Annotated in this window: 8 protein-coding genes; 3 read left to right on the forward strand and 5 right to left on the reverse strand. The window is 67.6% G+C overall.

What is annotated here, in order from left to right; genetic code table 11:
- The first annotated feature begins 67 nt into the window (after nucleotides 1-67).
- Nucleotides 68-1,756 carry a TIGR01906 family membrane protein gene (locus tag NNX35_RS16220; RefSeq protein WP_370647064.1) on the forward strand — a complete coding sequence of 563 codons (1,689 nt, stop codon included), beginning with the start codon at nucleotides 68-70 and terminating at the stop codon, nucleotides 1,754-1,756.
- 70 nt (nucleotides 1,757-1,826) lie between these two features.
- On the opposite strand, the gene NNX35_RS13375 is transcribed toward NNX35_RS16220, so the two are convergent.
- Nucleotides 1,827-3,635: an AMP-dependent synthetase/ligase gene (locus NNX35_RS13375; RefSeq protein ID WP_255868023.1), complete on the reverse strand. Its 1,809-nt coding sequence runs from the start codon at nucleotides 3,633-3,635 to the stop codon at nucleotides 1,827-1,829.
- Nucleotides 3,636-3,679: 44 nt separating this feature from the next.
- On the reverse strand, nucleotides 3,680-5,203 hold the full coding sequence (locus NNX35_RS13380) for a dolichyl-phosphate-mannose--protein mannosyltransferase (protein WP_255868154.1): 1,524 nt from the start codon (nucleotides 5,201-5,203) through the stop codon (nucleotides 3,680-3,682).
- 178 nt (nucleotides 5,204-5,381) lie between these two features.
- On the opposite strand from NNX35_RS13380, the gene rsmI reads away from it, so the two are divergent.
- Both rsmI and NNX35_RS13390 read left to right on the forward strand, forming a co-directional pair.
- Nucleotides 5,382-6,272, forward strand: a complete 891-nt coding sequence (gene rsmI, locus NNX35_RS13385) for a 16S rRNA (cytidine(1402)-2'-O)-methyltransferase (protein WP_255868024.1) — start codon at nucleotides 5,382-5,384, stop codon at nucleotides 6,270-6,272.
- Between the two features lie 158 nt (nucleotides 6,273-6,430).
- Complete coding sequence (locus NNX35_RS13390) at nucleotides 6,431-7,912, forward strand: NAD-dependent succinate-semialdehyde dehydrogenase (protein WP_255767007.1); 1,482 nt, start codon at nucleotides 6,431-6,433, stop codon at nucleotides 7,910-7,912.
- 71 nt (nucleotides 7,913-7,983) lie between these two features.
- Here the strand turns inward: NNX35_RS13390 and NNX35_RS13395 are convergent, their stop codons facing one another.
- From NNX35_RS13395 to NNX35_RS13405, 3 genes are all read right to left on the reverse strand, one after another.
- On the reverse strand, nucleotides 7,984-10,335 hold the full coding sequence (locus tag NNX35_RS13395; protein WP_255868025.1) for a DUF3488 and transglutaminase-like domain-containing protein: 2,352 nt from the start codon (nucleotides 10,333-10,335) through the stop codon (nucleotides 7,984-7,986).
- Complete coding sequence (locus NNX35_RS13400; protein WP_255868026.1) at nucleotides 10,332-11,672, reverse strand: DUF58 domain-containing protein; 1,341 nt, start codon at nucleotides 11,670-11,672, stop codon at nucleotides 10,332-10,334. Before NNX35_RS13400 ends, NNX35_RS13395 begins: the two co-directional genes overlap by 4 nt.
- Before the next feature lie 82 nt (nucleotides 11,673-11,754).
- On the reverse strand, nucleotides 11,755-12,819 hold the full coding sequence (locus NNX35_RS13405) for a MoxR family ATPase (protein ID WP_255767010.1): 1,065 nt from the start codon (nucleotides 12,817-12,819) through the stop codon (nucleotides 11,755-11,757).
- Nucleotides 12,820-12,916: the final 97 nt, after the last annotated feature.

Below are 12,916 nucleotides of genomic sequence, written 5' to 3' on the forward strand. Positions count from 1 at the left end.
CTGCTGTCCCGGTAGGGTCGAGTGTAAGACCAGCGGACAACAGTTCAGGGAAGTGAAAGAGGAAGCAGTGGCAAGTCAGGACGAAACCCCCACGCATCGATCGACGGCCGGAGGGGAGCCGCTCAACGGAACCGAGGCTTCAGCGCCGCCGCAGGGGAAGGCCCCCAACGGATCCGGCTCCCACGCCGCTACTGCCCCGGAAGCCGCCGGGACCCGTGAGCACGCCGACTGGGACGCGGAGTTCGACAACCTCACCGCATCCGAGCAGGCCGAGGCCGACGCGGAGGCTGCAGCAGATGAGGCAGGCGACGCCGGCGTCGCAGAACCGGACGCCGCAGGACCGGACGCCGAGCTGACCCCGGAAGCGCCGGAGGACCTCGAGGACCCGGAAGAGCCGGAGGACGCGGAGGACGCTGAGGCTCTCCGGAACCGGGAAGCGGCTGAGGGCCCGGCCGCGTCCGAAAACCCGGATGCGGCAGCAACTGCCGGCGCCGGTGGCACCGTCCCGGGCGGCCACCCGAAGGTCGCCCAGCGCAGCCAGCTTCCCATGCGCCGGGCAAGCACCCTCCCCGACCTGAGCGGTTATTCCTCCACCGACGACGCCGTGGACGCCGGCCCCGAGGACCGGGACCGGGACCGCACGGATGAGGACATGGCGGCAACATCCGCCCAAACGCCTTCGGGCGCAGTGGAAGCAGGCGAGGAACGGTCGCATGCCGTGCCCTCCGGAGCGCACGACGCCGGCCGGCATGAAGCCGATGCATCCGGGGACTCCGAAAGGGAAACCGAAACGACGCCGGAGCGCGAAACCGAAACGTCCGAGGACGCCGACGGCGAAGTGCAGGACGGCACTGCGGCGGTGGCTGCCGAGTCTACAAACACCGCCGTCACACCGGTTATCGTCCACTCTGCCGAGACGGAGAGCGGGACGGAGCCAGCCACTGACAGGGCAGACCACGCCGACGACGCCGACGCGGCACTGGCTGAAGCGCAGCGACGTGCACAGGAACGCGAGAAGGCTGCAGCGGGTAAGCCCGTCCTGGCCCGTGTCCTGCAGGTCATGATTGCCGTGTTCTTCCCGGTCATGGTGCTGGCCGCGGCGATCCGTGCCGTCGCGACGCCCCTGTTTCTGTGGGCTGAGTACCATCGGCCCGGTTTCCCGGCAGACAGTTACGGCTTCTCCACCGATGACCGGATGACCTACGGTTCCTACGCCGTGGACTACCTGCTCAACTTCAGCGGATCCCGGTATCTGGGGGACCTGGTCGGAGACGGCGGAGAACCGCTGTACCTGGCCAGCGAAGTCAGCCACATGGCCGATGTCAAGACAGTGCTGACGGTGGCCTTCATCGCTGCGACGGTGATGGCGGTGCTGAGCCTCTTCGCCGCACTTTATCTGCACCGACGCAGCCCGGGCGGCATCCGCCGGTCCTTGTTCTCCGGTGCGGTGATCACGTTGGTCCTGGTGGCGGCGCTGGTCGTCCTCGCCGTTCTGGGCTGGGAACAGTTCTTCACCCAGCTGCACACGGTCTTCTTCTCGAACGGGAACTGGACCTTCCGGCTGGATGACACGCTGATCCGGCTCTTCCCGGCCCAGTTCTGGATGGACGCCGGGATTACCATTGCCGCGCTGGTGCTGCTCACCTGCGTTGTCGTGCTGGTCTGCTGCTGGCCCACCCGGGCACGCCGGGAACGCGTGCAGCAGGCCCGGGAAGACGCCCGCCGCCGTTACGCAGAGTCCCTCGAAGCACTCTAGGCAGCCCCGCAGCATAAAAATCCCCCGTACCGGTATCGGTACGGGGGATTTTTACTGCCGGTGTGTGTGCCTACTTGGCGTAGAGCTTGTCGACCTCGTCGGAGTAATCCGCAATCACCGCATTGCGGCGCAGCTTCAGCGTGGCCGTGAGATGGCCCGATTCCAAGGTGAAATCCTTGGGCAGCACGGTGAACTTGCGGATCTGTTCGGCCCGGGACACCGTTGCATTGGCGGCGTCGACTGACTCCTGCAGCAGCTGCTGCACCCGGGGATCCTCCGCAGCAACACCGTCCGGGGCGCCGTTCTCCCGGCTCCAGGCGGCGAGGGCCTCCTCGTCCAGCGTGATCAGGGCGGAAACGAACGGGCGTCCTTCGCCCACCACGATGGCCTGTGAGACCAGCCGGTTCTCCCGGATCTTTTCTTCCAGCGGGCCGGGAGCCACGTTCTTGCCGCCGGCCGTGACCAGCAGGTCCTTCTTGCGGCCGGTGATGCGCAGGAAACCGTCGTCGTCGAGAACGCCCACGTCGCCGGTCTTGAACCACTCGCCCTCGAAGGCGTCCGCAGTTGCTTCAGGGTTGCGGTGGTAGCCCTTGAAGACCACGGCGCCGCGGACCAGGACCTCGCCGTCGTCGGCAATCCGGATGGTGGTGCCCGGCATGGGCAGGCCCACCGAGCCCACCCGCGTGCGGGTCGCCTGGTTCACGCTCGCCGGGGCGGTGGTTTCGGTCAGGCCGTAGCCCTCCAGTACCGTGACTCCGCAGCCGCGGAAGAAGTGCGCGAGCATCGGGCTCAGCGCGCTGGCGCCGGAGATCGCGAATGCGGCATTTCCGCCAAGGACCGCACGCACCTTGGGATAGAAGAGCCGATCAAACAGCTTGTGCTTCAAGGCCAGCGCCACCGACGGGCCGCGGCCGCCGCGGGCGGCCGAGTCCTGTGCCTCGGAGTAGGCAACGGCGGTGGCGGCGGCAGCCTCGAAGGCCTTGCCCTTGCCGGCGGCTTCGGCCGAAGCCTGGGCGCCGGTGTAGATCTTTTCGAAGATCCGCGGCACGGCCAGCAGGAACGTGGGGGAGAAGGACTTGAGGTCCGACATCAGGTCGGACGCACTGCGGGAATGGCCCACCTTGACGCCGGCGTGCAGGCAGCCCACCTGGACCGCCCGGGCCAGCACATGCGCCAGCGGCAGGAACATCAGCGTGGTCGGGTTGGGGATCTTCAGCATTTCCGGCAGGACTTCAATGACGTTGACGCCGAAGAGGGCGAAATTGCCGTGCGTGATTTCGCAGCCCTTGGGCCGGCCGGTGGTGCCGGAGGTGTAGACCATCGACGCGGTGTCGCTGAGGTTCGCGGTACTGCGGGCGGTTTCCAGCGTGTCGTCGCTGACACTGCTTCCCGCGGCGGTGAGGCCGGTGAACGTGTCGGCGCCGTCGCCGTTGTTCATCAGCCAGATGGAGAACTCTCCGTCAAGGGCGGAAGCGGCGGCCAGCACGACGTCGGCCTTGCGCGCGTCCTCCACGAACACGTGCCGGGCACCGGAATCCTTGAGGATCCACTCGACCTGGGAGGGGGAGGAGGTTTCATAGATCGGGATGGTCACGGCTCCCGCGAACCAGTTGGCCATATCCGCCACGGTCCACTCGTAGGAGGTCCGGGACATGACGGCAACGCTGTCTCCGGGACGGACACCGGATCCGATCAGGCCTTTGGCCAGCCGGGTAACTTCTGCGAGGAACTGCGCGGCGGTGATGTCTTCCCAGCTGCTGCCGTTCTTGACCGCGTACAGGACGCGGGCGGGATCTTTTCGATGCATTTGGAGCAGGAGATCCGTAACATTCGAATCTTCGGGAAGGCTAACCAGGAGGTCAGTGGCGGACTCGCGCACTTATGACCCTCTCTTTCTGTGCATTGAGCACATGGGTAATGAGACTAAATCCAACTGGGCATCCACATACGCAGCCGCCAGCCAGAATACGGGATGGTATCCGCCGTCCAGACCGGCAGGAAATATGCCGATAGCGCCAGGACCCCCGCGACGAAGCAGCCGGTAAGCAGGAGGCCGATCCGCCGGCGCTGCGGACTGTCCGCGGGCCGGCCGAGTATCAGGCCCAGCACGTACACCAATGCGAGGACGAGGAACGGTTCAAAGGAGACCGCATAGAAGAAGAAAGTTGTCCGTTCAGGATAGGCGAACCACGGAAGGTATCCAGCCGCCACTCCGGACAGGACCGCACCGGCCCGCCAGTCCCGCCGGCCGGCCCAATAGAAGAGCACCACCAGCAGCGACAGGGCGGCAGCCCACCAGATCAGGGGATTGCCGACGGAGGTGACCGCAGTGGAGCAGCTCTCCGCGGCGCAGCCGGTTTCTCCTTGCGCAGAGGACTCGTAGAAGAATGACGTGGGGCGGCCCATGAACAGCCAGGTCCAGGCGGTGGAGGAGTAGCTGTGCTCCGAACTGAGTCCGTTGTGGAAGGCATAGGCACTGCGGTGGTACTCGGCCAGTGAACGCAGCGAAGCAGGAAGCCAGCTCCAGCCTTCGTCCGGGTTCTCCTCGGCCCACTGCCGGTCGTACGCGTCATCGGACAACAGCCACCCGCTCCAGCTGGCCACGTAGGTGATCAACGCGGCCGGGATGATGGTGAGGAACGCCGGCACGCCGTCCCGGAACAGCGCGCTTTCCCACTGGCGGATGCCCGCAACCCGCCGGGCACTGACATCCCAAAGGACAGTCATCAGGCCGAAGACGGCAACGAAGGCCAGGGCTGACCACTTGGTGCCCACAGCCAGGCCGAGGCAGACGCCGGCGACGATCCGCCAGGGGCGCCAGAGCAGCCACGGCCCGTACAGCAGTGCACCGCCGGGGTCTGCGCGGTCCGGGGCACCGGCGCCGGCCGTTCGGGAGAGGGCATGTGCCAGCCGCAGCCGGCCGTCCCGTCGGTCCAACAGGAGCGCGCCGAACGCGGCCACCACCCAGAACGTCAGGAAGACATCCAACAGGGAGGTGCGGGAATGGACCAGATGGTGCCCGTCCACGGCCAGGAACAACCCGGCCAGGGCGCCGAGAGTCGCCGAGGAGAACAACCGTGCGGCGATGAGCCCCAGGAGCAGGACCGTAAGGGCGCCGGTAAGCGCGGCGCCGAAGCGCCAGCCGAAGGAATTATCCGATCCGAAAAGTGCCATGCCGAAAGCGATCATCCATTTGCCGACAGGCGGATGCACCACATATTCGGGCTCATCGAGCAGGACCTGGGGCCGGCCCGCAGCAAAGGACTCGTTTGCATCCTCGGGCCAGGCACGTTCATAGCCGGACTGCAGCAGCGAGTAGGCGTCCTTGACGTAGTAGGTCTCGTCAAACACCAGGGCGCCGGGCTCACCCAGGCGGGTGAAGCGCAGCACACCGCCCAGTACCGCCATCATCAGCGGCAGGATCCAGCCGGCCGCCCCCAGGGGCATGAGGCTGCTGCCCAGCAGGCGGTTCCGCAGGGCTTCGAAGGTGAACGCATGCTGTGGGGACTCGACCGCGGCCGGTGCCTCGCGGTGCGTCGTCGAGGTACCGGAGAGACTCACGCGCACCACTCTATAGCCTGTCGCGTAGGGTTAGAGGGTGGACTCGAGCAAGGTAACAGGCAGCATGACAGGCACCAGGACAGGCACCATGGCAGGCACCGCGAACAACGACGCCGCAGGGCCGGGGCAGATTGTCCTGGCGGCAACCCCCATCGGCAACATGGGTGATGCAACCAACCGGCTGATCGGATTGCTGGAAAGCGCCGACATCATTGCCGCGGAGGACACCCGGCGCCTGCACCGGCTGGTAAGCGCCCTCGGCATCACCACGCGGGGCCGGATCATCAGTTACCACGAGCACAACGAAGCTTCCCGCACTGCCGATCTGCTGGAGATGGTCCGCGGCGGCGCCACCCTCCTGATGGTGACCGATGCCGGCATGCCCGCCGTATCCGATCCGGGCTTCCGCCTGGTGGAGGCTGCGGCCGCCGAAGGACTGACCGTCACCGCCGCCCCCGGACCCTCAGCGGTGTTGACCGCACTGGCCCTTTCCGGCCTGCCGACGGACCGCTTCTGCTTCGAAGGCTTCCTTCCCCGGAAGCCCGGGGAACGCAGCAGCCGGCTCGCGAAGCTGGCCGGCGAGCAGCGGACCATGGTGTTCTTCGAGGCTCCGCACCGCCTCGAACCCATGCTGCGTGCCCTGGACGCCGCCTTTGGCGGGGACCGCCGCGCCGCCGTCGCCCGCGAGCTCACCAAGCTGCATGAACAGGTGCTGCGCGGGCCCCTGCGCGAGCTGCTGGAATGGGCGGAGGCCGGGGACGTGCGCGGGGAAATCGCCGTGGTGGTCGAAGGCGCACCGGACGCCGCCCCGGAACAGGCGGCGGACCACGTGGCCGCCGTCAATTCCCTGGTGGAGCAGGGCATCCGGCTTAAAGACGCCGTCGCCGCCGTGGCCGAGGATGCCCGGATCAGCAAGCGCGAACTGTATTCGGCGGTGCTGGAAGCGCGCAGCTAAGCGCTCCGACCTATGCCTGGGGATGGGCAGATGCACAGTAGCTCCTCCGGAGGGTAGTGCATACCCGCATTTACAGGCAGTGCCGCCGAAGCCTACGGTTTAGTGAGACCACGGGCACGCCGCCCGCGGTGGATCCGATGATTTTGGAGGCATTCCCTATGGGCATTCCCGCAGACCGTGAAGCCGAACTCCTGGCGCAGGTCCCCACCGGCCTGTTGATTGACGGCCAGTGGCGGGAGGCGTCCGGCGGCCGCACGTTCGACGTCGAAGATCCCGCCACCGGCAAGGTGCTGATGAGCATTGCCGATGCCTCCACGGAAGACGGTGCGCTGGCCATGGACGCCGCCGCAGCCGCCCAGGATGCCTGGGCACGGACGGCACCCCGCGAACGCGGGGAAATCCTGCGCCGCGCCTTTGAACTGGTGACGGAACGCGCCGAGGACTTTGCCCTGCTGATGACGCTGGAAATGGGCAAGCCGCTGGCGGAAGCCCGCGGCGAGGTAGTGTACGGCGCGGAGTTCCTGCGCTGGTTCTCCGAGGAAGCCGTCCGGGTTTCCGGACGCTACAGCACCGCTCCCGACGGTAAGTCCCGGCTGCTGGTGAACAAGAAGCCGGTGGGGCCGTGCCTGCTGATCACCCCCTGGAACTTCCCGCTGGCCATGGCCACCCGCAAGATCGCCCCCGCCGTGGCGGCCGGCTGCACCATGGTGCTCAAGCCCGCCAAGCTGACGCCCCTGACCTCCCAGCTTTTCGCGGCCGTCATGATGGAAGCCGGGCTGCCTGCCGGCGTGCTGAACGTTGTCTCCACCACTTCCGCCGGCGACGTCACCGGCCCCATCCTCAAGGATTCCCGTCTGCGGAAGGTTTCCTTCACCGGATCCACACCCGTAGGCCAGGGCCTGATCCGGGACGCAGCCGAGAACGTCCTGCGCACCTCCATGGAGCTCGGCGGAAACGCCCCCTTCATTGTTTTCGAGGACGCAGACCTGGACAAGGCCGTGGAAGGTGCCATGACCGCAAAGCTGCGGAACATGGGCGAGGCCTGCACGGCGGCGAACCGCTTCATCGTCCAGGACACGGTGGCGCAGGAGTTCGCAGAGAAGTTCGCGGCACGGGTGGGCGCCATGACTACCGGCCGGGGTACCGAAGACGACACCAAGATCGGGCCGCTGATTGACGGCAAGTCGCGGGACAAGGTGCACGCCCTCGTCAGCGAAGCGGTCGACGGCGGCGCAGTGGCACTGGTCGGCGGGGAACCCGTGGACGGCCCGGGCTACTTCTACCGCCCCACGGTCCTGCAGAACGTTGCCCCGGATGCCCGGATCCTGAAAGAGGAAATCTTCGGTCCGGTGGCACCGATCGTCACCTTCTCCACTGAGGACGAAGCCGTGGCGCTCGCCAACAACACCGAATACGGACTGGTGTCCTACGTCTTCACCCGGGATTTGAACCGCGGACTGCGGATCGGCGAAAAGCTGGAATCCGGCATGCTGGGACTCAACGCCGGAGTTGTTTCCAACGCCGCCGCACCGTTTGGCGGAGTCAAGCAGTCCGGGCTGGGCCGCGAGGGCGGTGCCGAAGGCATCGAGGAATACCTATACACGCAGTACATCGGGATCGCCGACCCCTACGCCGGGTAGGTAACCGACAGGAAGAAACCCAGTGACGCCGCCGGCGTCACTGGGTTTCTTTTTGCCCTTTCAGGTCAGGCTCAGTCGTGCCGAAACCGCATGGCCAGCGACGGCGGGAGGAACCGCGCGTGCAGCCGGCCGAACAGGCTGGTGCCGCTCCGCAGTTCGTTCCGCACCGTTTCGAGGTTCTCCCATGCCGGGGCGGCTCCCCGGCCGCCGCGTCCGCGGCGGCCGGAGCCGGCGTAGGCCTCTTCCTCGAATGCCAGACGGATGCGGGTCAGCGCCTCGTCCGCCTGCGGGGAGAAGCCGGCCTCGCCCGCCAACCGGCGGGCGTACGTCCGGGGAGTGTCGGAGGTCCGGCCGGGATACCCGTAATCGATCCCCAGATCTGCTATTTCGTCCCAGACCGGCCCCGAACGGGAACCAGCGGCGGCGGCCTTCCGCCGCCGAGCCGCACGGCGCCGCCGCATCGCCCAGGGCGTCAGCACGGCAGCCGCGGCCGCCAGCGTTCCGAGGACGGCGCCCAGCCACGCCGTCGTGCCCGTGTCGGCGGGTTCGAGCACGGTTTCGGGTGCCAGCGGAGCTTCCTCCTGCGGGACAGCCGGCGCCGTCGCCAGCGCGTCAGGGACCCGGGGATCGTCGTCGTCGTGAATAGTGGCAGTCCCCGGCGTGCGCTGCTGCTGGGCGTAGTCCGGCACCGATCCGCGGGAAGGCGTGGGCTCGAAGCGGACCCAGCCGGCACCTTCGAAATACAGCTCGGGCCACGCGTGGGCGTCCGTGGAATCGACCTCGAACTCGCGCAGCGGTTCTCCGTTGGGGCCGGTCCCGTCCGGGGTCTCGCCGGTGTCCTGGCCGGGCGCGTAGCCCAGTGCCATCCGGCTGGGGATGCCCTCCTGCCGGGCCATCACGGCCATGGCTGCGGCGAAATGCACGCAGTAGCCGGCCTTTCGTTCGAGGAACTCGGACAAGACCGAAATCCCGTTCCCGTCGTAGCCGCCCTCCACCGGTGCCTCCAGTGAATAGCTGAACTGCGGCCCGCGCAGATAACTCTGGAGGGCCATGGCCTTGGCATACGGTGTGGCGGCATCCCCGACTGCCTCCGCGGCTGCCTCCCGGATGTTTCCGGGCAGGTCAGCGGGCAGGTCCGTGAAAACGGGGTCCAGGCCCGCGCCGTCGGCCGCCGGAATTGCCGCCAGCTGCTCCGGCGTGAACTCGGCCGCGATGCTCAGCACCTGGTAATCCTGCCGGGCCGCGCCCTCGGAATCGTCGTCCAGCACGGTCATGGTCTTGGGATCCCAGGACCAGCTTCCTTCGGCACCGGTAACGCCCAGCGGATAGTAGGGGGCCAACAGCCACGGGCTCGAATACGTGTTGGAGCTGATCCGCGTCACCACCGCCTCGGCCTGGCTTCCCCTCGGCGGTGTGTAGGCGCCGCCCGACATGGTTGCCACGCCCTGCCGGCGTTCGTCCTCGCGGACGTCGGGAGCCCAGCGGCTCCCGGAAAAATCCTCCAAGGTAGTGGAGCGGAGGTACACGGGTTCGACGGACGAGGTTGCATAGGTGATCCGGCCTGAGGACTGCGGTTGGCGCAGGTCATTGCCCAACGTGACTATGGGGTTCAGCCCGGTGCTGCCGGAAAAGAAGTTGAATCTGGTGCCTTCCGGGAAGGCGCCGCCGTTGAACCCCGGCAACACCGGAGGCAGCAGGAGCGCCAATGCCAGGGCAGATGCCGAAACTGCCGTTCCGCGTGCCAGCCAGGTCCGCGGGTTACCGTGCCCGTGCTGTTCCCTGCGTGCACTGACCGTCAGCAATAGCAGGTATCCGACTGCTGCGAGGAAGAAATATCCTGCTCCCAGGCTCGCGGGTTTCAGCACTGCGGGGATCATCAGCACCGCAAACAGGCCCAGCCCGGCGGTTGCCGGCATCCGCAGGGTGGCCGCCAGGGTATCCGTCAGGACGGCTACCAGCCCGATGCCCGCACAGCACAGGAACAGGATGCCGGGCAGCGGCTGCACGGGGGCGACTTCGGTGAGGACGACCGTCCGCGCCTCGGCCAGCAGCGCATCCGCCCGGGCAAGGGTGCCCGGGCCGGGCAGGAAGCCCAGGAATGACGCCGATGAAGCGAACAGCCAGGTCAGGGTGCACGCCAGGACCGCCATGCCTGCCACCGGAACCAGAGGTTGCGGCACCTTCAGCCGCCGCGCACCGGCGGTGGCCGCCAGCGGGACGAGGACGGCGAAGAACAGCGGCGGCAGCCAGGACCAGCCTTCGATGACCCCGTGCACGCTGAGCGAACAAAGCAGGACCGCCAGCGCTCCTGCTCCGGCTACCGCAACGTTGGCCGGCCCGCGGTCGCCCCGGGGTGCCGGTTCCGTACCCTGCAGGTGGCCGGACGCCGGCACGGCCTCCGGGCGGCTCAGCAGGGCGCTCATACCCGCCCCCCGGCGGCGTGGACGCCCTGGGGATCGTGGTCAAGGAGGGACCAGGCCGCGGGTACCGGAGTTGCCGGTGTTACCGCCGCGGCAATCCACCCGGCCTCCCGCAGGATTGTCAGGACAGGACGCAGCGCGGCCGGCCGGTCGGTAACCAGCAGCACCAGTGGTTGGCGGGCATACCGTGCGGCCGGAGCCAGCGTATGCGCCTGGGCAGTGTCGATCCGGCCGGCAACAACGAGCAGGGGGCCGGGCGCCTGGCCGGAAACGTCCAGCGCGGCAAAGGGGGCAGAGGCATCGGTGGGATTCCCCGGCGTCGGGGGCGGCGGAGATTCCAGGCCCAGGGCGGCCAGCCCTTCGGCGAGGTTTTGCACCCCGTCAAACCCGCGGAAGTCGGTCTCGCTGCTGTCTACGGCAGACGGGGAACGGGCCAGCCCGGGCCGGGAGAGCTCGTCGGTGAAGCGCACGCCGTAGCCGGACTCGGAGAAGAAAACGGCGGAGGAAACAACTGCCGAAACCGCCCATTCGAATGTTTCCGACGTAAGCAGCTCGCCGTTGTCAGGATTCAGCGGCGATCCGTCATCGTAGGAGGCCAGGCGCTGGTCCAGCACGATGGAAGCGGTCGGCGCGGTCACCGGTTCCTCCTGCCGGACCATCAACTCCCCGTGCCTGGCCGTCGCCGGCCAGTGCACCCGGCGCATGGGATCTCCATGGCGGTACTCGCGGGTGGAAGCATCATCTTCGCTGGGCGTTCCGCGGCGCCTGCTCGGCGCACTGCCGTCGGTGCCCATGGCACTGAACAACGACGACGGCGGAAGCTCAAGCGGGGCCGGCGCCACTGCCAACCGGTCGGTTCCGCCCAGCGTGTGCACCGTCCGCGCCAGGCCCAGCGGATCGACGAAGTCCGCGGTTACGGGGCCGATGCCGTAGAGGCCGCGACGGCTCGACCGCAGGCGGTACTCATAGGTGCTGGATCCGTTCTCCGCCGCGTAACCGGAGGGGAACCGGAACACCGGGCTGGGCCCGAATCGGAACGGCAGCCCCTCGCGGATGAGTGCTTCGGATGCAGGGGTTCCGCGGCTGAGCACCCGCAGGGATACCGTGGCGGCCGTGCCTGTTTCCACCAGCGGGGGAGAGAAGCTGCGCTCGACCTCAAAGCCGGGTTTGAACAGGCGAAGCAGTGCTGCGGCCAGGACCGGCAGCGCGATCAGCAGGACAGCGAGTGCCAGCAGGTCCCGGCGGCCCAGAGTGACTGCCCCAAGGAGCGCCGCCGCCCCGGCGCACACCAGGCCCCAGCCGCGCGGGGTGAAAAACCTCGTAACGGATGAGGTGTCCATGGGAGCCTTTCGCTCGGCGGTGCGGACTCTGTGCGGGCCCGGTGCGGCGGCAAGCCGGCTCGGGTGGAACCTGTCGGGGCCGCTAGCGGTGCAGCCGCTGCGGTGTTCCGGCGGACCGGGGAACCGGCACGGCCGCAATCACGGACGCAATAATGCTCGTGGCGCTGATCCCCGTTCCGGCTGCCTTTCGCTGCAACAGGAGCCGGTGGGCGAGGACGGGATCCGCCAGCCTCGTCACGTCGTCCGGCAGCACGAAATCCCGGCCTTCGAGCGCTGCGTAGGCCTTGGCCGCACGGAGCAGCTGCAGAAGGGCCCGGGGGCTGGCACCCAGCCGGAGATCCGGGTGTTCGCGGGTGGCCCGGCCCAGGGAAACCGTGTACTCCTTGACGGCGTCGGAAACGTAGATATCGCGGACCCTGGCGATCATGGCCGAGGCCTCGCGTATTCCCACCACGGGGGTAATGCTGTCCAGGGGTGAGCCGGATTGATGGTTCTCAAGCATTTCCACTTCGGAACGAGCATCCGGGTAGCCAAGGGAAAGCCGGGCCATGAACCTGTCCCGCTGCGCCTCCGGCAGGGGATAGGTCCCCTCCATCTCGATGGGATTCTGCGTGGCAACCACGATGAAGGGTGCCGAGAGCCGGTGGGTGCCGCCGTCGACGGTCACCTGGTGTTCCTCCATGCATTCCAGCAGAGCCGACTGGGTCTTTGCGGAAGCCCGGTTGATTTCGTCGGCGATCACCACGTTGGCGAACACCGGGCCCTGGCGGAATTCGAACCGGTGGCTGTCCTGGTTGTAGATGGACACCCCGGTGACATCCGACGGCAGCAGATCCGGGGTGAACTGGATGCGGCTGACTGTGCAGTCAATGGTCCGCGCCAGTGTCTTGGCGAGCATTGTCTTGCCGACCCCGGGAACGTCTTCGAGCAGTACGTGCCCCTCGGCAAGCAGGACCGTCAGCACCAGCCGGGCCGCGTCTTCCTTGCCGTCAATCACCGTATTCACGGCGGCCAGGATTCCCTCTGCCGCTTCGGAGAAGGCTTGGGCGTCGACCGCGGCGGGAGGGGAATGGAGGGTGGCGGCCGAGGGCCGGGAAGGAAAGCCGTTAAGGGACGCTGCGGCGGCAGACGGGATCGGAGCGTCCATGGACACCTTCCATACTCGGCGGTTGCAGCTGCAGCAAACAGACCGCACCTGCGGTGACACGGCAGGCGGAGTAAGCCCCGCTATCCGTTTTCGACCT

This window comes from Arthrobacter sp. zg-Y844 (assembly GCF_024385465.1).
GTDB lineage: Bacteria > Actinomycetota > Actinomycetes > Actinomycetales > Micrococcaceae > Arthrobacter_B.